Source organism: Brachybacterium sp. p3-SID957, assembly GCF_025144775.1.
In the GTDB taxonomy this organism is placed as follows: Bacteria; Actinomycetota; Actinomycetes; order Actinomycetales; family Dermabacteraceae; genus Brachybacterium; species Brachybacterium epidermidis.
In genome coordinates this window covers 40,960-61,524 of sequence record NZ_JALXKT010000008.1, presented here as the reverse complement: position 1 = coordinate 61,524, position 20,565 = coordinate 40,960, and the positions used below count along the sequence as shown (strand labels likewise).

Here is a 20,565-nt window from a genome sequence, read left to right as displayed (position 1 = left end):
GGCCCTCACTCGGACAGTCGCACGCTGACCTCGACGTCGGTGTTCTGCAGCACCGTGACGGGGAGGGTGGCCAGCAGGGTGCCGCCGGCGCCGTCGTCGTGCTGCTGCACCCAGCTGGCGTGCAGCACTCCCGGCCTCTCCGGCACCACCGTGACGCCGGCAGCGGGCTCCCCGTCGACCTGGAGGTCCTGAGTCGGGACCGTGGCCACGGTCTCCGCCGCGATCTGCATCACGATCGGTTCGGCCGCAGCGCCGTTCTCGGAGATCGGGGCCACCGTCACCTCGGTGTCCTCGGTGGCGGTCAGGGCCAGGTGCCCGGCCTGTCCCCCCGCGGGCAGGGCCACGACGGAATGGGAGCCCAGCTCCGGCGCCGGCGCCGCCAGGGCGAAGTCGACGGGGGCACCGATGGTGTCCCCGGGCAGGTCCGCCCCGCTCGTCTCGGATCGGACCACGGCCAGCAGCGGCTGCGAGGAGTCGACTCTCACGGCATGATCCCCCTCGGGCACGCCGTCCAGAGCCACCGGCACCACGGCGCCGGCCGGCACGGCGACCTCCTGCTCGGCATCGGGCAGAGGCCCACCGGTGCCCATCACGGTGACGGTCGCGGTGGCATCCTCGCCCTGGGTGTTGGCCAGCACCAGGGTGGGGGCGGCCTGTTCCACGCGCACCCCGGGAACGATCTGCTCGCGCGCGGGCGCGCTGGTGGGCGCCAGGATCTCTGCACCCCCGGGGGTGAGGCCGTCCCGTTCCGTGGTCTGCATGTGCATCACCAGCGGTGCACCGATCACCTCAGCGCGCACGCCCACGTGGTCGTGGCCCGGGGCGATGGATTCCAGCAGGATGCGCTGCTCCGTGCGGGGTGCGACCACGACCTGGCTGCGCCCCGCCATCGTCGCGGGCCCGTCCGCCGTCCACACCTGCACCGCTGCGGTGGCGGGGCGGTCGCCGGGATTGCTCAGCACCAGCTGCGAGCTGGCGCCGCGCTGCGTGGACACCCCCAGGAACGACGCGTCGGTGGCGGTGGGCAGGCAGCGGCTCATCGCCAGCGAGCGGTAGTCACCCTCGGTGGTGACGGTGGTCTGCACGGTGTCGGAGACGGGGCGACCGCCCTCGGAGCCCGTGGTCTGCACCTGCAGAGTGTCCTCCGCGCCGGTGACGGTCTGCACGGCGGCCCCGAGGTCCCGGGAGACGGTGGGGACGGTCAGGGCCTGCCCGTCGGCGCCGAGGGCCGTGATGGAGGGAGCGCGCACGGAGCCGTCCTCCTCCAGTCGGGTCTCGGATCCGCTGACCCGGCCGAACAGCAGGGACGAGGCCGGTTCGAGTGCGACGGTGCGGACGTCGACCGCGGGTGAGGGCGGGATGACCGCGAGGTCCTCATCGGTGCCGGCGCCGAGCGCCTCCTGCGGGGGATCCAGCGGGCCCGGGCACCACAGCTGGACTCCCCCGGCCTCGGCACTGGTCACGGATCGCTCCACCGTGGTGGGCCCTGGCAGAGGGGTGATGGCCAGTGCCCCGACGGCAGCTGCCAGCGGCAGCAGGCTCACCAGTGCGAGCACCGGCCGGAGCCGTCCGGTCCGGTGGCCGGGCACGTGATCGTCGAGCGGGACGGGGTGATGATCGTGCTCAGACATGGAAATCCTCCCCTGGCCGACTGCGCCCGCGCCACGGGATCGCGATCAGCGCGGTGATCCCCGTCACGCCATACAGGAGCACCTTCCACAGCGGCAGCCAGGGCTGCTCTCGACTGATGACCAGGTGGCCCTCGACCCCGGCCGGTACGACGAAGCCCTGTGCCCAGTCGTCCACAGGAACCGGCTCGAGCTCGGTGCCGCCCACGTCGGCCCGCCATTGGGAGTCGAGGCGCTCGGACAGCACGAGGGTGCGGGCCTCCTCGCTCGCGGTGATCTCCCCCGCGGCACCGATCACGCCGCTCGGGATCAGCTGGGGCTGTCCCGGCCCCTCGAGCCAGGCACGGGGCGTCGCATCGATCACGCGCCACATGCCCCCGCTCGAGTTCTGCGTGACCTTCTCCACGGCGGAGGAGGAATCGAGGCTGTCCACCAGGCCCGCGCTGTCCTCGGGGCTGCCGGGCACGATCACGTAGGCGAGGGCGAGCGGATCGGTGGGCTCGGCGGCGCCGCCCGGGGCGAGGATACCGGTGACGGCTCGGCGCAGCGCCTCGCTGCCGGGATCGGAGTCCACCGGCTCGCCGGCCTCCACGCGATCGGCCTCGCGCAGTGAGGCGATGGTGGCGTGCTGTATCACGGAGTCCCCGCCGTGGACCACCACCTCGGCGCGGACCGTGCCGTCGTCCCCGGGGCGCAGCACCAGCACGCGCGCGCGGGCATCGGTGCGCCCCTGGTCGGCAGCGGCCGCTGGCACCTGGCCTCCCTCCACACGGTCGATCCTGAGTGAGGAGGGCAGCGCCACCGTCCATCCCAGCACCGTGACCGCGCAGACCGCGGCGACGACGGCCCCGACCCCGCCGGTCAGCACGCGACGGGTGCGGGAGATGTCGCCCTCCCGGCGGGCCAGCGCGTCGAAGACGGCGGCACCGCCGATGCACAGCGCCAGCAGCAGCGTGCTGAGAAGGGCATGCGCGGGGGCGGGTACGAGCACCTCACCGGTCACGGACATCGGTGTGTGCTGCAGCAGCAGCACGAGCAGCAGGGTCGGTGCGGCGAGAAGGGCAGCGAAGCGTCCGGCGCGGCCGACGTTGCCCGCCAGGAACGGCGCGACCAGCGCTCCCACCGCAACGGGCAGCACGGGGAGCATGAGCAGGAGCTGGGCCGCGACCGGGCCGAGGGATCCCTCGAGCTGCCCGCGCAGGGCAGGTGCTGTGGGCCACAGCGCCAGCAGGTCCCAGGCCTCGGCGGTCACCGGCCGGGGATGCACCCCGCCCACTCCCAGCAGCAGGCGTGGATCCCCGATGTAGACGGCGAGGTAGGGCAGATGGAGGGCGAGGGAGGGGGCCAGCACCCACAGCAGCCGCAGCCGCCGACCGGGGACGGAGGGGGCGATCAGTGCGAGAGCGACAGCGGCCAGGAGCAGCAGCAGCGGGGCAACGGCGCTGAGCACCAGCAGCAGCAGGCCCCCCGCCGCGGCCGCGGGCACACTGGCCCGTTCCGCCTTGTGGGGCAGGCCGATGGCACGACCGATGCTGAGGGCGAGCAGGGGCAGCAGTGCGTGCACGAGCAGCAGCGGCCAGGCGCCGTCGGAGAGCGCGGCCAGCAGCGGGGGGGCCAGCGCCCAGGTGACCGTGAGGGTGAGGCGCGCTCCGACGGCGCGGGTGATCGCGCCTGCGGCCCACCAGGCCAGCAGCGCCGAGGCGGGGACCGCGGAGAAGACGATCACCTCCACCAGCAGTGCCCCGCTCACCGGGAGGTGGCCCAGCAGCCGGACCAGGGGATCCGCCGGGCCCCGCTGTCCCAGTCCTCCCGGGATCCAGCTGGCCCAGGCGGCCTCCCGCAGTGCGCCCCAGGAGGCCGGCAGGGGGATGAGCGCGGGGCCGGTCAGCTCTCCCCGGCCGAACAGTCCCCTCAGGGTGATCATTCCCAGGACGGTGGCCAGCACGGCCACGGCGACCGTCCAGGCGATGTGGCGGCCGTAGTCCGCATCGTCGATCCCGTGCCGGGTGCCGGCGATGCCCCAGGAGGTGAGTCGGGCGCGACGGCTGCGATCGTCGTCGGCGAACAGATGGGTCAGTGCGCTCTCGGCGCCCTGTCGGATGCCCTCCCCGCGCGGCAGGTACAGAGGTGCGAGACGACGACCCGGGACCCGGGCGCGCCTGCGCTCCTGCGCACCGCGGGCCATCACCCGGGGGGCCCGGCGCATGACCTGTGCCGCGGCGCGCAGCTCCACCGGGATCCGACGCGGTTCGGAGGCCGCGATCGCCCCGGCCGTCCGCAGCAGGGTCACCAGGGGCGTGAGCAGCAGTGTGAGCAGGCCCAGGAGCCAGGATCGATGCTTGAGCAGCAGCGCCATCTGACCGGTGCGCCGCTCCAGCAGGCGCTGCTGGGGCGATGCGTCCGAGACCGGTGCGAGCGCACGCGCGGCCGACTGCACCGCCACCCGCTCGCCGCCCCTCCAGATGCGGTGGCACAGGTCGATCTCGGCCCAGGGGGCAGGCAGATCGGGGTCCAGTCCGCCCACCTCGCGCAGGGTGCGCTCGCGCACCAGCATCCCGGGCAGCCCCACCGCGAGCACGTCCTGACGCCAGTCGGACTGTCCCTGGTCGATCTCCCCGGGTTCGACGCCGGTGACGATCCGACCACTGTGGGTGAGGGTGAGGCCGACGTCGACCAGGACGTCGGCATCGTCGGCGGTCCGGGGCGGGGAACCCTCAAGGTCCTCGCGCAGGCGCAGCCGCTTCGGCCCCACCGCCGCTGTGGTGGGTGAGACGGCCGCCGTGGACAGCAGCTCCGCCAGGGCGTCCTTCCCCGGTGCCGTCTGCTCGGTCAGGAACCACAGCCATGAGTCGCTCCCGCTCGCCCGGCGCCCCGTGTCCCGCCGGCGGCGACGCAGCCGCTCCGGCACCCGGGCGAGCCTCTCGGCCTCCTGGGTGCGGGCCCTCTCCAGGGCCTCCATGTCGATGTCGCGGGCGCGCCTTCCGCCCTGGGAGCCGGACGAGCGGGCCGTGGTCCCGCCCTCGGTGGTCACCGGCGAGTGCACCGTCTCGACCGCGTCGCCGGCGCTCCCGATCACCTCGAGGGCCTCGCGCACCGCACCGGCCCGACCGACGGTGTCGGAGAGGCTGTGGACGGCGTCGGGGCCGAACCCGTCGGCGAATCGGCGCACCGCCTCCTGCACCTGGGCGGACAGCCCTGCGGGCACCATCACCAGGGTGCGGTTCGGGGGTCGGGTCTGGGCCGCCAGCGCGGCGGCGGTCGTCTCCAGGGACGTGAGCGTGGTCGACCTGCTCAGCAGGACGACGGCAGTGACCTGACGTTCGCTCACCCGCTCAGGATGTCAGACTGCGCGGCGCTTGAGCTTGCGTCGTTCCCGTTCGGACAGCCCGCCCCAGATCCCGAAGCGCTCGTCGTTCTCGAGGGCGTACTCGAGGCACTCGGCCCGCACCTCGCAGGAGACGCACACCTTCTTGGCCTCCCGGGTGGAGCCGCCCTTCTCGGGGAAGAAGGCCTCGGGATCGGTCTGCGCGCACAGGGCGCGCTCCTGCCACGACAGCTCGGCCTCGTCCTGCTCCACGGCGAAGTCCAGCAGAGACAGCTCGGTGCGCTGCGACTCGGTGACGGCGTCCTTGTCCATCGGTGCGTCTCCTCCCTATGCCGTGGCTCGTGACTGGATGCCGTGGCTCGTGACTGGCGGTGGGTCATCATGCATGCCCGGCCTGTTGCCCACCTAAACTACACCCGTGTGGTTCGTGTGCGTCAAGCGGGAGGAGCCGTGATCGAGACCCCCACCCGGATCCATGCCGTCCCCGTGACCGGGATCGGCGAGATCCAGCCCGGTGACCGGCTGGAGCAGGCCCTGCTTCCCGCGCTGCGCGCCGCCGGGGTCGAGGCCGGGGATGTGCTGTGCATCTCCACCAAGATCGTCTCCAAGTCCCTGGGGCTGGTGACCTCCCCGGAGCTGCGCGACCGTGCCGTGGAGGAGTCCTCCGTCCGGATCGTCGCACGGCGGCTCCACACCCATCGGGTCACCACCATCGCCCAGATCCCCTCCGGTCCGGTGATGGCTGCCGCCGGGGTGGACTCCTCGAACGCACCTGGCGGCCCCCTGCTGCTGCCCCCGGACCCGGACGCATGCGCTGCAGAGCTGCGGACCGCACTGCAGGACGCCCTCGGGCTGCGACTGGCCGTGGTGCTGACCGATACCTCCTCGCGCGTGTGGCGGGTCGGTGTGGGTGACATCGCACTGGGCGCGGCGGGCCTGCGCTCGCTGCAGGACCTGCGCGGAAGCGTCGACGGCTCGGGGAGATCGCTGTCGGTGACCGTGCGCAACCTCGCCGATGAGATCGCCGCGGCCGCCGACCTGGTCAAAGGCAAGTCCGAGCGGGTGCCGCTCGCGCTGGTACGGGGACTGGCCGAGCACGTGGTCGACGGCGACGCACAGGTGCCGGCCGCTGCCCTCTCCCGCACCGGGGGCGAGGACTGGTTCCGACGCCCCAGCCTGGAGTCCGTGTGGCAGGCCATGGGTGTCCCCGCCGATCGTGAGCCGATCGCCCGGATGAGTCCCGAACCGGCGGACGAGCGCATCGCCAGGGCCCTCGCGGTGGCGCTGATCGACCGCACCGAGGCACCCCCTACCGACGAGGACGCCCCGGCCCCCCAGGGGCAGGTGCCCGGCTCGCCCATTGCCCGTGCGCGTCTGGTGGAGCCACGACGCATCGAGGTGCATCCGGCCGGGGACGGGCCGCAGCACTGGCTGGCCGCCGGCGCCCTCGCGGAGCGGATCCGCACGGCCCTGGGGGCCGAGGCCATTGCCGCCCCCCTGCCCGACGTCCAGATCCACATCACCCCGGAGACCGCACCATGACCTCCTCGACACCGTCGACACCCTTGACACCCTCGACCCCCTCCACCTCCGATGTCGCCTCCGGACTGCTGGCAGCCCTCGAACGCACCGGCCCCCGCCCCGCTCTGGCCTGGTACGAGGAAGAGGGCCGTGTGGAGCTGTCCGGCCACGTGCTGGCGAACTGGGTGATCAAGTCCATCGGCCACCTGCATGACGAGATCGCCCTCGCACCCGGCACCGAGGTCGTCCTGGACCTCCCGGCGCACTGGAAGCGCCTGGTGCTGGCACTGGCCGTGTGGTCGCTGGGAGGGACGCCGCGCGCGGCCGACGGCGTCCGAGCGACCGCCTTTCTCCCCCATGCCCCCTCGTCGGTACCCGAGGTGCTGATCAGCGACCGCCCCGGCTCCGGCCCGGTCGAGGACGCCGATGAGGTGCTGGCGGTGGACCCGATCTCCCTCGCCGCCCGGTTCAGCGGGGAGCTGCCACCGCTGGTGCACGACTGGGCGCAGGAGGTGCGTGCGAGCTCGGACCGTCTGGCCATCGCGCTGCCGGCCTGGTCGGGCCCCTCAGCTGAACCGGTGGGCGGGAGCGACCTCGCCGGGGGGACGCCTGGCCCACCGGCGCGCCTGCTGGTCGAGGACGACGGTCTGGACGCCGTGCCGCAGGTGCTCGGGGCACTGCTGGCGGGCGGCGGCATCGTCGGCCCCGCTTCTCGCGTCGATGAGCGCCGGGCCGCGGACGAGCAGGTCACCGGCCGCGCGTGCAGCTCCCAGCGCTGAGTGCGTCCCCAGCGCTGAGAGCGTCGCGCATCGGGAGGGGCCGCTGCCGGCCCATCAGCTCTCGCGCAGCACCCGCACGGCCTCGACCGGGTCGCCGTCGAACACCACGACCCCCTTGCTGAGCACGACGATCCTGCTGCACAGCTCGGTGAGCATGTCCAGCTCGTGGGAGACCACCACCATGGTGCGGCCGGCCTCCTGCAGCTCCCGGATCCGGGCCAGGCACTTGCGCTGGAAGGGCTCATCGCCCACCGAGAGGATCTCGTCCACCAGGAAGATGTCGGGCTCGGTGTGCACGGCGACCGCGAACGCCAGGCGCAGGAACATGCCCGAGCTGTAGTACTTCACATCGGTGTCGATGAACTCCTCGATCTCGCTGAACGCGACGATCTCGTCGAACTTCACCTCGATCTGCTCGCGGCTCATCCCCAGGATCGCCCCGTTGAGGTACACGTTCTCCCGGCCGGAGAGATCGGGGTGGAAGCCCGCCCCCACCTCGATCAGGCCGGCCACGCGCCCCCGCAGCAGCACCCGCCCCTGATCGGGGAACAACACCCCGGAGATGGTCTTCAGCAGCGTGGACTTGCCGGAGCCGTTGAAGCCGATCAGGCCCACCGTCTCCCCCGCCCGGATGGTGAGGTCCACGTCGTCCAGCGCCAGGAAGGTGTCGGCGAGCTTCTTCTTCTGCAGCGCAGAGAACACCAGCTCCTTGAGGGAGTGGTCGTGGCGCAGGGAGAAGTTCTTGGTGACGTGCTCGATGCGCACCATCTCGCGCTCGACCACGGCGGATGCGGCAGGGGTGCCCGGGGCGTCGGTGTCCATCATCGCGGCTCCTGTCTCACAGTTCCTGGACGAAGCGCCGCTTGGAGCGCTCGAAGACGATGGTGCCCAGGGCGAAGGTCACCGCGGCGATGAGGAGCCCCGCCCACCACAGGCCGAACGGTTCGCCGGGCATGGTCAGCGAGGGGTCCGAGGCCGTCGCCTCCACGACGTCCGGCCCGTAGCGCCAGAACGCGACGTGGAACAGCTCCACCACGATCGTGAGCGGGTTCAGCTGATAGAGCCACCACCAGACCGTCCCGCCGATCGCCTCCTCCACCATGGAGATGCGGTACAGGACGGGGGACAGCCAGGTCGCCACCATGACGATGAGGTCCACGAAGTTCTCCACGTCGCGGAAGGCGGCGTTCAGTGCGGCGGTGAGCATGCCGAGCCCCATGGTGAACACCACCAGGATCACCAGTCCCAGCACGAAGGCGACAGCAGCTGTCGGGGAGGGCAGCCAGCCGAACAGCAGGGCGCCCACCACCAGCACCAGCAGCTGCGGCAGGAAGTGCACCAGGGCCACGATCATGCTGGCCCAGGGGAACAGCTGGCTGGGCAGATAGATCTTCGCCACCAGTGCCCCGTTGCCGGTGATCGAACGCGTGGCGTTGCCGAACACCTCGCCGAACAGGTTCACCACCACGATGCCGCTGAACAGGTAGACCGCGTAGGCGGGGGTGTCCCGCTGCAGCTGCAGGAAGACGCCCAGCGCGATGTAGAACACGATGAACTGCACGGCGGGCTTGACGTAGCTCCACACCATGCCCAGCACACTGCCGCGGTAGCGGACCCGCAGCTCCTTCTTGACCAGCAGGCGCAGCAGGAAGCGCTCCTTGATGGGATTCAACCAACCGGCGTCCTGCCCGGGCGCGCGCCAGCCCTCGGCCTGCTCCTGCCGGGAGGGCATGCGGGCGGCGGGCCGGGAGTGGCCCTCGTTCACGCGGCCGGGCCTCCGGCATCGGGCCGATCGGTATCGGCGCGGTCCTGCTCCCGCTGCGGGGCGGGGTTCGCAACGAAGGTCTGCTCCCACGCCTCGAAGGAGGTGATGCGGCCGGCGGCCTCGCGGTACGCCTGCTGCAGCTCGGGCCAGCGGCGGTACAGCTCGGCATGGGTGCCGATGGCGGCCGTCAGCATCTCCCGCACCTGCTGGGGGCTGCGCTTGTACCAGGAGACCTGGGTTCCCTCGGCGTTGGAGACCAGTGCGCTGTCGTACGCGGCCAGGCGCCACCACTTGGCATCCTGATGCGCGATAGCCGCTTCCGGGTTCTCGGCGGCACTGTCCTTGGTCGGAGCCACGAGCTGCTTGACCAGTGTCTTGGCCGTCCATGCCGGGAGCATGATCCGGTGCGGCTGGCTGAAGGGCCGCCCCTTGCGGGGAGGCTTGACGATGCGGATCTCCGGGTACTGGTCCTGGTCCTTCTTCGCTGCGGCATCGTCGAAGCCCGAGGCCATCTCCCGGATCTGAGGCAGCTTGGTCCCGATCACCGGGTGCAGGGCGTCCGGGCCGGCCAGCACGTCGTGCTGGGCCATCAGCCGGCCTGCCTCGGTGTAGTACTGCATCGAGATCAGATGCTTGACGTCCATGAACTGCGATTCCTTGACCACCCGGCCGCCCCGCGGGTACGGGGAGTGCAGCAGTGCCGTGATGATGCGATTGCGCTCATGGAAGTACGCCTGCCATCCCACGAGGTCGTCCTTGTCCGTCCAGCTCATGTGCCACACACCGGCACCGGGCAGGGACACGGTCGGATAGCCGGCCTTCTTCGCCCGCAGTCCGTACTCGGCGTCGTCCCACTTGATGAACACTGGCAGGCTGAGGCCGATCGCTCGCACCGTCTCGGTGGGGATCAGGCACATCCACCAGCCGTTGTAGTCGACGTCGGCCCGGCGGTGCAGCCACGGTGTGGAGCGCAGTGGCGCGGAGGCCAGGTCGTGACCGAGAACAGCGTCTTCACTGGCCAGTGCGGGCTGGATCCTCCACGGATCCACGCGTTCGCCGAAGGTGTGCAGCACGGAGCGATTGTTGAGATCGAACATGTGGGCGCCCACGATCGTGGGGCGGGTGGCGAAGTCCGCGAAGGTGCGCAGCCGCACCAGCGACTCCGGCTCGATCACGATGTCGTCGTCGCAGTTGACGACGTACGTCGCGCTGCCGGCGGTGGCGGCCTCGTACATGCCGCGGGAGAACCCGCCGGATCCGCCGATGTTGCCCTGCTCGATGATGTGGAGCTGGTCGCCCATCTGCTCCTGCAGCGGATCGAGCTCCTCGGGGTGGTCACGCAGGCGGTCCGAGCCCTGGTCGACCACGTACATCACATCGAGCATGCTCCGCAGCTCGGGATCGTCGGCCAGGGTGCGGATGTTGTCCAGGCAGTACTCCACCTTGTTCATGGTGGTCATCGAGATGGCGAAGGTGCCCTCGGTGCGCGCCAGGTCGGCATCCGCCGTCCACTCCGCGCCCAGGATCGTCAGGTCCTCAGCACCGGCGTAGGCGTCGAACCAGTACCAGCCCCCATCGCCGAACGCGGTCAGCGGCAGCTCGAACACCTGCTCGCCGTCACCCCGGACGGGGCGGGAGGTGTGGCGCTGGATGGTGCCGCGCGCGCTGGAGCGGTTCACGACCAGCTGGCCAGGGCCGGTGGTGCGCACCACCAGCCGGATCTTCCGCACCGGGGTCCAGCGGCGCCAGTAGCTGGCAGGGAAGGCGTTGAAGTAGGTGCCAAAGGAGCGCATGGTGGTCGCGGGGATCGTGACCGCGTGGCGATGACTCAACTCCGTGACATCCACCTGTGGGACGCCGCGCCTGGCTGCGGTGGTCGACGTCGATTCCTTCACGGTGTCACTGCCGCTGCCCAGCCCGAAGGAACTGCCGACGGCTCCCGAGCGCGCGTCCTCCTGCTCGATGTACAGCGGGACGATGTCCGGGGAGGCCTCCCGGGGCAGGATCAGGCGCTGCAGGACTCGCTGAGCAGGCAGTGCCCGGTCGTCGGTATCAGGGGCGTCGTGTGCGGCGGAAGTGCTCATGGTGCTCCTCGGTGCGAAAGCGGGTGGACGTGCCGGGACCGGCGGCACTCAGGCCCGCAGCAGGTCGGGAAGGTCGTTGTCGGCCATGGTCAGGGCAGAGCCGATGGCCATGTGCATGTCCAGGTACTTGTAGGTGCCGAGGCGACCGCCGAACAGGGTGCGCTGCTCGGCTGCGGCCATCTCGCGGTACGCCAGCAGTGTCTCGCGATCGGCCGAGCCGTTCACGGGGTAGTACGGCTCGTCGTGGCGCTCGGCGAAGCGCGAGTACTCGCGCTGGATGAGGGTGCGGTCCTTGGGGTAGTCGCGCTCGGGGTGGAAGTGCCGCGGCTCGATGATGCGGGTGTAGGGGACATCCGCATCGGCGTAGTTCATCACGGAGGTGCCCTGGAAGTCGCCGGTGTCCAGGTGCTCGGTCTCCAGGTCGATGGTGCGCCACTTGAGATCGCCGTGGGCGAAGTCGAAGTAGCGGTCCACGGGGCCGGTGTACACCACAGGGAGCCGGCCGCGCACGGCGTCGCGGTTCAGCTCCTGGGTGGTGTCGAAGAAGTCGGTCGAGAGCCGCACCTCGATCCTCGGGTGGTCCGCCATCCGCTCCAGCCAGGCCGTGTAGCCGTCGGTGGGAAGGCCCTCGTAGGTGTCGTTGAAGTACCGGTTGTCGTAGGTGTAGCGCACGGGCAGGCGGCTGATGATCGAGGCCGGCAGGTCCTTGGGGTCCGTCTGCCACTGCTTGCCGGTGTAGTGCTTGATGAATGCCTCGTACAGGGGCCGACCGATCAGGGAGATGCCCTTGTCGTTGAGGTTCTCCGGATCGGTGCCCGCGAGCTCCCCGGCCTGCTCGGCGATCAGCGCCCGGGCCTCGTCCGGCGTATGGGCGGCCTGGAAGAACTGGTTGATGGTGCCCAGGTTGATGGGCATCGGGTACACCACGCCCCGGTGGGTGGTGTAGACCTTGTGCTGGTAGCCGGTGAAGCTCGTGAACCTGTTCACGTACTCCCACACCCGCTGGTTCGAGGTGTGGAAAAGGTGGGCACCGTACTTGTGCACCTCGATGCCGGTCTCCGGGTCCCGCTCGGAGTAGGCGTTGCCGCCGAGGTGGTTACGACGATCGATGATCGTCACGTTCAGTCCGTGCTCGTTCACTGCGCGCTCGGCAATGGTCAGCCCGAACAGTCCGGATCCGACGATCAGCAGGTCAGGGGTCGCCACAGAGGGTCCTTTCGCATGGTCCAGCGCCTCGGTGGAGGCTGCGTTCACAGTAGCCGAGCGGCTGGGAGGACACCGCAGGTGGACTCGGCGCGCCGCGAGGTGTGGGCACCGTCATCCGTCCGCGCCCGCACCGGATCGGGTGGGCAGGTCGGGCCCGGCCTCGACGAACCGACGGTAGCCCAGACGGCGCACCCACCCCGGAGCCAGGCGGTACCCGGCGCGCAGCACCACATTGCGCAGGAACAGGGCCGGGCCGGTGACGCCGTCCTTCAGCATCATCCTCTGCAGCCGCAGATCGCTGGCTAGCAGCCTCAGCCCCCCGCGACGCGCGAACAGCGCGTCGTCGACCCGATAGTCCACCAGCACCTGCGGCAGGTTCGCCATCCGTGCCCCGCCCAGCATCATCCGCTCCCACAGCCAGTAGTCCTCCAGCAGCGGCAGGTCGCGGTACCCGCCCACGGCAAGAGCCGTGGATCGACGAAGGACCACCGTGGGGTGGTGGAACGGCGAGTGATGCGGGAGATAGGCCTTGATCTGGTGCTGGCTCAAGGGGCGGGCGCGGAGGGGCCCGCTGCCCGGGCGGACTCGATCGGAGAACTCCCGCATGGCGCCGCCCAGCAGGTCCAGCTCCTCCCGCACCATGCGGGGGATCTGCAGCGCGAAGCGCTCGGGCCGGCAGATGTCGTCCGCGTCCGCCCGGGCCACGATCTCGGTGGGGGCGGTGCCGAGCCCGTCCTGGAGGGTGGGTGCTATCCCGCGGTGCGTCTCATGGCGCAGCACGCGGGCCGGGCCGAACTTCCCCGCCTCCACGCGTTCCACGAGCGCCTCCAGTGGCGAGGGAAGGGGGCCATCGATGCTGAGCATCAGCACATCGGGCCGCAGCTGCTGGGAGAGCGTGGCCGAGGTGATCGCCCGCTCGGCCCAGGTGGGATCGTCACCGCCCCACAGGGGCATCAGCACGCTGAAGGGCGCGCCGTGGGATCTGGTGATGGTCATGACTGGATGCTCACCGGCCGGCGGCGCGCTCGATGCGGCGCACATCGGCGGCAACCTCGCCGTCGAGCTCGAGCACAACTGCCGAGGGTCGGGGGCCGCGGCGTGCGGCGGCGAGTGCCCCGCGCAGGCCCACCCCGAGCAGGTCCCCGCGGTGGCGGAGGAGGCGCACGGCCCAGCCCAGGCCGGTGCGCCCGCCATACAGCACCTTCTCCACTGGGGAGAACGAGGAGGTGCGCAGCAGCGCCCAGATCCGGTTGCGCACATCGAAGTAGAAGCGGGATCCGGGATTGGCTTGAGCGTCGCCGAAGCGGGCGGTGCGGTGCTCGACGACCGAGGTCGGCACGTGGATCCCGCGGCCGTGGCGAAGCAGGCGGCCGGTGTGCTCGAAGTCGTCCGACCAGATGAAGTAGTCGGCGTACGGAAGCCCCAGACGGCGCACGTCCTCAGCGTTGAGCAGGGCCGAGACGTAGCTGGCGGTACGGATCGGCCGACCTCCCGCGCGGGCGGCGTCGCGCTTGTCCTGAGCGCTCGCGCCCAGGCGGGTGCGGGCCCTGTTCATGGGGTGGTCGCGCCCGTCCGTCCACACGGCGCGCGAGCTGAGCACGCTGAGCCGCACCGGGGAGAGCTCGAGGGCGCGCAGCAGGGCGGCCAGTGCGCCGGGTCGCGGGATCGTGTCGTCGTCCATGACCCACACCCAGTCGGCCTTGTGCCGCACCAGGGCCCGGGCTATTCCGGCGGCGAAGCCACCGGCCCCGCCCACGTTGCGGCGCAGGTGGACGACATCGGCCCCTACCTGGTGCTCCTCGGCGACACGCCCCGAGGCGTCCGTGGAGGCATTGTCGATCACCACCACGGCATCGGGGCGGCGCTCCTGCGCCGCCAGGGCGTCCAGGCAGGACGCGAGCAGCTGCTCGCGGTTGTAGGTGACGACCACTGCCACCACGCGCTGGGCGGATGCCTTGGCATGCGCGGTCTCGCGGCCTGCGGCGGGGGGATGGGTCACGGCGCCTCCTGCGATCGTTGCGGCCGCCCGGGCGGCGCGGGACCAGTCTACGGATCGCTGCTGGTGCGCCGGGGCCGGCACGAGGAAGAGCTGTGAAGGTTCGCGAAATGTTCGGGGGCCTGCTCCGCTGCGCCGGGCGCGCGGGCAGAAGGGCTACCCTGTCGAGCGCGACCGCCGCCCGGTGGCGATCGGTCGCGGCCGACGAGTCGCCATCCGGCCTGAAGCATCCGGCACGAAGAAAGGGGCACCGGCCGTGTCCGAGCAGCAGCCCCCGCGCTCCCCCGACGCCGACGGGCCGCGAAGACCGGGACACCGGGCGCGCGCGGGCGGTAGTGCCCGTCCCGTACCCCGGGTTCCGCGCAGCCCGCGCAACGGATCGAGCCACCGTTTTCGGCCAGCCGATCGTGACACCCGCCCCCTGCCGCGCCAAGCTCCGGGCCGACCCGAGGCCGCCACTGCCCGCGTCCCCGGCGCATCTGCGCAGGGAGCCCCGACCGTGGGGCCGCCGCCCGATGTCCGTCCCACCGGGGGCGCGCCCCTTGGGCCTCGGCCCGATGGCTCGCGGCCCAGCGGACCGCCACCCAGGGGCGTCCGCTCCGGGCGGCGCCCCTCCCGCATCCCGAGACCGGCCCGACTGGGGGTCACGCTGCTGGTGCTGCTGCTGATCGTGGTGCTCGGCTGGGGGGCCGGGCTGACGCTGTGGGCCGACAGTCGGATCGATCACGTGGATGCGCTGTCCGGGCGCGCGGACACACCGGGCACCACCTACCTGATCGCCGGCTCGGACCGCCGGGACGGCGACGCCGTCGCTGACGACGGCACCCAGGGGGTGCGCACCGACACCATCATGCTGCTGCACAAGGCAACCAACGGGACCGAGTACCTGGTCTCGCTGCCTCGCGACACGCTGGTGGAGATCCCCGGTCACGGCAGTTACAAGCTCAACGCCTCCTATGCCTTCGGCGGGGCGCCTCTGCTGGTGGAGACGGTGGAGGAGTTCACCGGGTTGACCATCGACCACTACGTGGAGATCGGCTTCGACGGGGTGCAGAACGTCGTGGACGCGGTGGGGCACGTGAACCTGTGCATCGACCAGGACGTGGACGACGAGCGCTCCGGTCTTCGCATGACCGCGGGCTGCCACGACGTGGGAGGGGAGCAGGCGCTCGCCTTCGTTCGCGCCCGCTACTTCGACCCCACAGCCGACCTGGGCCGCCAGCAGCGCCAGCAGCAGTTCGTGGGGGCGCTCATGGACCGGGTCTCCTCCCCCGGCGTGCTGCTGAACCCGGTCTCGCAGGTGCGCCTGGCGGGAGCCGGGTCCGATGCGCTCACCACCAGCGAGGGCACCGGGATCATCGATGTCGGCCGCATGGCGCTGTCGGCGCGTGGTGCGATGGCCGACGGCGCCATGCCCGTACTGCCGATCGAGGATCCGGCTTTCCAGACCCGGCACTCCGGGGTGGCGATCCTCACCGATGAGGAGGATGTGGCCGCGTTCTTCGGCTCGATCGCCGACGGCAGCGCCGAGGTGTCGGCAGGCGGCTGAGCCGTGGCCCGTGCCACCGCACGTTCATCGCCGGCTCCCCGCCCGCTGTCGACCTCCCAGGAGTGGGGGCTGGTCAGCGGAACAGCATGTCGATGACGATGTTCACCGAGTTGAGCACCGACTGGCCCTTGGACCGCGAGTAGTCGGTGTACAGGATGTGCACCGGGTGCTCCCGCACGGTGAGGCGGTGGCGGCCGATCTCCTCGACGATCTCGGAGGCGTGCGCCATCCGGTTCTGCTCGATGGTGATCTTCTCGCAGGCCTCGCGTCCGAACACCCGCAGCCCGTTGTGGGCATCGGTGAGCTTCACACCGCTGGTGAGGTTCGAGTAGTGGACCGCGCCCCACAGCACGAGGCGTTTGATCAGTCCGGGCTTGGTGCGCGTATCGAGAAAGCGAGAACCGAGCACGACGTCCACCTGCTCCTGCTCCCGCAGCGCGATCATCTGGGCGGCGTCCTCCACCTGGTGCTGGCCATCGGAGTCGAAGGTGACGATCTGGCGCATGTGAGGGTCGCGCAACGCGTAGTCGATGCCGGTCTTCAGGGCGGCACCCTGCCCCATGTTGTAGGGGTGGCGCACCACGGCCGCCCCGGCCTCCGCTGCGATCCGGGCGGAGTCGTCGTGGCTTCCGTCGTCCACGCACACCACCAGCGGGTATCGGGTGCGGAGATCGCGGATCACGTCGCCCACCACCGTGCCCTCGTTGAACAGCGGCACCACGAACCAGGTCGTATCGGCTCCGGGGGCTGGCTCCGGGGTGGGCGATTCTGGGCTCATGTGCTCACTCTAAGGACGGAACGGGACGGCACGTCGGATCAGCGCCCGCCAGCCGGGTGTCGCGGTGGCCGGAGCGATGCATCGCACATCGATCTACGCGGGGCCCGGTTCAGGGCTCGGACGCCCGATGGAGGATACCCTGTCGGCGTGACCGCCACCGGTGGTCGACACCGTCGAACCTGACGCCTGTGCGGCGTCCGAGGAGGAGTAATCGTCGTGAAGACTGCTGTCGTCGCTCTGGGGAAGATCGGGCTGCCGCTGGCGGTGCAGTTCGCCGATGCCGGTCACGAGGTGATCGGTGTGGATGTGAACGCGAAGCAGGTGGAGCTGATCAACCAGGCCACCGAACCGTTCCCCGGGGAAGCGCATCTGCAGGAAAAGCTCTCCGAGCTGGTGCCGGCCGGCCGGTTGCGGGCCACCACGGACTACGCCGAGGCGATCCCCGGCGCGGACGCGGTGGTGATCGTGGTGCCGCTGTTCGTGAACGACGAGACGTGGGAGCCGGACTTCGCGTGGATGGACGCCGCGACCCGCTCCCTGGCCGAGCACCTCACCCCGGGCACCCTGGTCTCCTACGAGACCACCCTGCCGGTGGGCACCCTGCGTGGCCGCTTCGTGCCGATGATCGAGGAGATCTCCGGCCTGAAGGAATCGAAGGACTTCTTCGCGGTGTTCTCCCCGGAGCGGGTGCTGACCGGCCGCGTGTTCGAGGACCTGCGCAAGTACCCCAAGCTGATCGGCGCCATCAGCGAGGAGGGCGCGGCAAAGGCCCGGGAGTTCTACGAGTCCGCGCTCACCTTCGACGAGCGCCCGGACCTGGCCCGCCCCAACGGGGTGTGGGACCTGGGCTCCCCGGAGGCCTCGGAGCTGGCCAAGCTGGCCGAGACCACGTACCGGGATGTGAACATCGGGCTGGCCAACGAGTTCGCGCTGTTCGCGCAGGACAACGGGATCGACGTGTATAAAGTGATCGAGGCGTCGAACTCGCAGCCGTACTCGCACATCCACCAGCCCGGCATCGCGGTGGGCGGGCACTGCATCCCGGTGTACCCGCGGCTGTACCTTTCCACCGACCCGCATGCGGAGACGGTGCGCACCGCACGCACCCTGAACGCCTCGGTGCCCGAGAAGCTGGTGGAGCGGGCCGCGTCACTGCTGGGCGACCTGGCGGGGATGAAGGCCGTGGTGCTGGGCGCCTCCTACCGGGCCGGAGTGAAGGAGACCGCGTTCTCCGGTGTGTTCCCCGTGGTCGAAGCACTCCGCAAGCGCGGTGCCCAGGTGGCGGTGCATGACACGTTCTACACCCCCGAGGAGCTGCAGGGCTTCGGCTGGGACCCGTACACCATCGGGGAGGCGGCGGACCTGGTGATCGTGCAGACCAACCACCCCGAATACGCCGAGCTCACCGCCAGTGATGTGCCCGGGGTGAAGCTGATCATCGACGGCCGCAACATCACCACCGCCGAGAACTGGACCGGCACCCCCCGCCTGGTCCTCGGCGACGGCTCCGCCTCCACCCACGCCGAGAACTGATCGGACCCTCGGGACTGCCCATGCTGCCGCTGCTCACCGACACCCTCCCCCTGATCACAGCCGGGGGCGACCTGCTGGCCTCGCCTCCGGGTGGGAGGGCCTTCGCGAACCGTTCGTTCATCATCCAGATGCTGCTGATCCTGGGCATCGTGGTGATCACGGCATGGCTATTCATGAAGCGCGGGGCCAAGCAGCTCGCGGTGCGGCGCCTGCTGATCATCTTCTTCGCGATCTTCGCGGTGCTCACCGTCATCTTCCCGACGGTGCTCACGCAGGTGGCGAACTTCGTGGGTGTGGGACGAGGTGCGGACCTGCTGCTGTACGCGACGGTGGTGGTGCTGCTGGGCTTCCTCGCCCTGCAGGAGGCTCGCGCCAAGAACGAGGAGAAGCGCACCACTTATCTGGCCAGACGTCTCGCGATCGATGAGGCTGAGGACACACTGAGCTACCGGAACAAGTCCTTGCAGCCTCGCGCATCGCTCGATGACTGATGGCTGATGCGGGCCATTTCACCGTCGCGGTCCTCTGCACCGTTCTGCTCGTCTATGCCCCGGGGTACTGTTGGGCTCGCCTGGCGCGCCTTCCGCGCTTGTACGCCATGGGAGCGGCACCGGCACTGACCGCCGGCGGGTTCGCGATCAGCGCCATCATTGCCGAGAAAGTCGGGGTGGCCTGGGGAGCTCCTACTGCTGTCATCTCGACGGCGCTCATCGCAGTCATCGCAGCAGTCTCGGGGCGCTGGTGCGTCCATGCACCGATTCCGGCCGTTCCCCGCGCTGCCACCCTGCGCGGGCGGGAGTTGATCGGTTGGGCCGTTGCCGTGGGTGCTTCTGCTTTCATCGCGGTCGGCCCGGTCCTCTGGTCGATGCCGGGCGTCGGCGCAGTGCTGCAGCGGTGGGATGCTCTGTACCACCTCAACGCCATCGAACACGTCCGTTCCACTGGTGACGGCTCTACACTCACCCTCGGCACGATCGCCTTCTCGGATTCCCGGGCCAGCCTCTATCCCGCCGCGTTCCACGATGTGGCAGCTCTCGTCCCTGCCCCCACGCTGATCGCCCACAACGCCGCTGCCATCACGATGGCCGTGGTGCCATGGTCGGTAGGGCTCGCCCTTCTGGCACGCGCTCTGTGGCCGCGGGTACCGTGGGCCGGGCCGGCCGCTGCAGCGATGGCCCTGTTGGCTCCGGCGTCACCTCTCAGTGAATGGGTGCATCTCTCCGCGACGCCGAACCTCGTCGCATTCGCAGTGCTGCCGGGAGTAGGGGCGCTGGCGATCTCCGCGTGGCGAGCATCGGCAGCCGGGCAAGTCCGACCCCAGGGCCTCATCATCTCGTTGGGGCTGATCGTTCTCTGCATGGCCGGCGTCGCACTGCTCCACCCCAATGTGTTCGTGGCAGCCTGCATAATGGCGCTGGCCTTCACCGCACTGGATGCCTTCCGGATCGTGAGGATCCAGAGGTCTCGATGGCCACTGGCATTGGTGCCAGCCGCCGCCGGCGCAGCGGTGCTCGCCGTCGTGCTGCTCCCAGCCAGCGCCGTCGCCCAGGACTTCGACGGTGGTCTCGCCGTGCCCTTGCCGCAAGCGGTCGGTGAGGTGGCCACCGGGCTCTTGACTGTGTGGCCGATGTCAGCGGGCGTGGGGTTGTGGGTCCTCGCATGGATCGGTGCATGGAGTCTTCTGCGTCGCCGTTCCTGGGGACCGCTGCTGTGTGCGACGATCGCATCGGCTCTCTACCTCGATGCCGCTGTCGATTCTCGTCTGGGACTGAGCGTGCTGTGGTATCGCGGCCAGGATCGGATCTCGATGCTCATGACCCTCATCGCGGTGACGATCGCCATTCCAGGCCTCGCCCAGATCGGCCGCTGGTGGATGTCAGGCAGGTCCCGGAGCATCGAGCGGGCACGTCACGGTGTTGCCATCGGGGCCGTGATCGTGACGGTGCTGGCACTGTCGAGCATCCCACAGCGCGTCCAGAACACAACCGCGAACTTCGATCTCGAACGCAGCGACCGCAACCGATACTTCGACACCGAGGAGTGGGAGCTGCTGCAAGCCATCGGCCCGACCCTGGACCATGACAAGGTCCTCGTAGCCAGTCCATTCTCAGGCGGCGCGCATCTGTTCGCTCAGTCCGGCCAACCGGTACGTTTCCCGACAGCTGGCCATGCCCTGCGCCCACCGGACCCCGAGGTGATCGAGGCCGCGGCGAACCCCTCCGCACAGAACTGCGACGTGCTGGAACGAGCTGGGGTCGGCTACGTGTACGTCGATGCCCGGAGCTACAACTCGAGTCCGGACTACACGCCTCTCCAGAAGACCCGGATCGACGGGCTCACGCCATTGGCCTCCACGCACCACTCCGCGCTGTATGCGATCGAATGCGACTGACCGGCCGAG

General features: G+C 70.4%; 16 protein-coding genes. 6 read left to right on the top strand and 10 right to left on the bottom strand.

The window, feature by feature from the left end:
* Positions 1 to 5: 5 nt before the first annotated feature.
* Genes M3B01_RS03130 through M3B01_RS03120 form a run of 3 tightly spaced genes read right to left on the bottom strand, consistent with a single transcriptional unit; the run spans position 6 to position 5,265 of the window.
* Positions 6 to 1,631, bottom strand: a complete 1,626-nt coding sequence (locus tag M3B01_RS03130) for a DUF5719 family protein (RefSeq protein WP_259789359.1) — start codon at positions 1,629 to 1,631, stop codon at positions 6 to 8.
* Positions 1,624 to 4,956 (bottom strand): glycosyltransferase family 2 protein, encoded by a 3,333-nt coding sequence (locus tag M3B01_RS03125; RefSeq protein WP_259789358.1) that lies wholly within the window; start codon positions 4,954 to 4,956, stop codon positions 1,624 to 1,626. The genes M3B01_RS03130 and M3B01_RS03125 overlap by 8 nt, the downstream gene beginning before the upstream one ends.
* A gap of 12 nt (positions 4,957 to 4,968) precedes the next feature.
* Positions 4,969 to 5,265: a WhiB family transcriptional regulator gene (locus tag M3B01_RS03120; RefSeq protein WP_284690620.1), complete on the bottom strand. Its 297-nt coding sequence runs from the start codon at positions 5,263 to 5,265 to the stop codon at positions 4,969 to 4,971.
* 138 nt (positions 5,266 to 5,403) lie between these two features.
* Here M3B01_RS03120 and M3B01_RS03115 point away from each other — a divergent pair, with 138 nt between their 5' ends.
* Positions 5,404 to 6,495 (top strand): coenzyme F420-0:L-glutamate ligase, encoded by a 1,092-nt coding sequence (locus tag M3B01_RS03115; RefSeq protein ID WP_259789357.1) that lies wholly within the window; start codon positions 5,404 to 5,406, stop codon positions 6,493 to 6,495.
* Between the two features lie 23 nt (positions 6,496 to 6,518).
* Positions 6,519 to 7,253, top strand: a complete 735-nt coding sequence (locus M3B01_RS03110) for a TIGR03089 family protein (protein ID WP_259789356.1) — start codon at positions 6,519 to 6,521, stop codon at positions 7,251 to 7,253.
* Between the two features lie 54 nt (positions 7,254 to 7,307).
* On the opposite strand, the gene M3B01_RS03105 is transcribed toward M3B01_RS03110, so the two are convergent.
* The 6 genes from M3B01_RS03105 to M3B01_RS03080 form a co-directional block, all read right to left on the bottom strand.
* The gene (locus tag M3B01_RS03105) at positions 7,308 to 8,075 is read right to left on the bottom strand and encodes an ABC transporter ATP-binding protein (protein WP_259789355.1); all 768 of its coding nucleotides are present in this window, start codon (positions 8,073 to 8,075) and stop codon (positions 7,308 to 7,310) included.
* A 16-nt stretch (positions 8,076 to 8,091) separates the two neighbouring features.
* On the bottom strand, positions 8,092 to 8,985 hold the full coding sequence (locus tag M3B01_RS03100) for an ABC transporter permease (protein WP_396123330.1): 894 nt from the start codon (positions 8,983 to 8,985) through the stop codon (positions 8,092 to 8,094).
* A gap of 29 nt (positions 8,986 to 9,014) precedes the next feature.
* Positions 9,015 to 11,102, bottom strand: coding sequence for a glycosyltransferase (locus M3B01_RS03095; protein WP_259789353.1), 2,088 nt, complete (start codon positions 11,100 to 11,102; stop codon positions 9,015 to 9,017).
* Between the two features lie 48 nt (positions 11,103 to 11,150).
* A complete protein-coding gene (glf, locus tag M3B01_RS03090) occupies positions 11,151 to 12,308 on the bottom strand; it encodes a UDP-galactopyranose mutase (protein WP_259789352.1) in 1,158 nt (385 codons plus the stop codon).
* Between the two features lie 111 nt (positions 12,309 to 12,419).
* Complete coding sequence (locus M3B01_RS03085) at positions 12,420 to 13,304, bottom strand: glycosyltransferase (protein WP_259789351.1); 885 nt, start codon at positions 13,302 to 13,304, stop codon at positions 12,420 to 12,422.
* A gap of 10 nt (positions 13,305 to 13,314) precedes the next feature.
* Complete coding sequence (locus tag M3B01_RS03080; protein WP_259789350.1) at positions 13,315 to 14,307, bottom strand: glycosyltransferase; 993 nt, start codon at positions 14,305 to 14,307, stop codon at positions 13,315 to 13,317.
* A gap of 652 nt (positions 14,308 to 14,959) precedes the next feature.
* On the opposite strand from M3B01_RS03080, the gene M3B01_RS03075 reads away from it, so the two are divergent.
* The gene (locus M3B01_RS03075; RefSeq protein WP_259789349.1) at positions 14,960 to 15,853 is read left to right on the top strand and encodes an LCP family protein; all 894 of its coding nucleotides are present in this window, start codon (positions 14,960 to 14,962) and stop codon (positions 15,851 to 15,853) included.
* Between the two features lie 73 nt (positions 15,854 to 15,926).
* Here M3B01_RS03075 and M3B01_RS03070 read toward each other — a convergent pair whose 3' ends face one another.
* A complete protein-coding gene (locus M3B01_RS03070) occupies positions 15,927 to 16,631 on the bottom strand; it encodes a glycosyltransferase family 2 protein (RefSeq protein ID WP_259789348.1) in 705 nt (234 codons plus the stop codon).
* 216 nt (positions 16,632 to 16,847) lie between these two features.
* Here M3B01_RS03070 and M3B01_RS03065 point away from each other — a divergent pair, with 216 nt between their 5' ends.
* From M3B01_RS03065 to M3B01_RS03055, 3 genes are read left to right on the top strand one after another with little or no spacing between them, the layout of a single operon-like run.
* Complete coding sequence (locus tag M3B01_RS03065) at positions 16,848 to 18,164, top strand: nucleotide sugar dehydrogenase (RefSeq protein ID WP_259789347.1); 1,317 nt, start codon at positions 16,848 to 16,850, stop codon at positions 18,162 to 18,164.
* Positions 18,165 to 18,184: 20 nt separating this feature from the next.
* Complete coding sequence (locus M3B01_RS03060; RefSeq protein WP_259789346.1) at positions 18,185 to 18,655, top strand: DUF2304 domain-containing protein; 471 nt, start codon at positions 18,185 to 18,187, stop codon at positions 18,653 to 18,655.
* The gene (locus M3B01_RS03055) at positions 18,655 to 20,556 is read left to right on the top strand and encodes a DUF6541 family protein (RefSeq protein WP_259789345.1); all 1,902 of its coding nucleotides are present in this window, start codon (positions 18,655 to 18,657) and stop codon (positions 20,554 to 20,556) included. Before M3B01_RS03060 ends, M3B01_RS03055 begins: the two co-directional genes overlap by 1 nt.
* Positions 20,557 to 20,565: the final 9 nt, after the last annotated feature.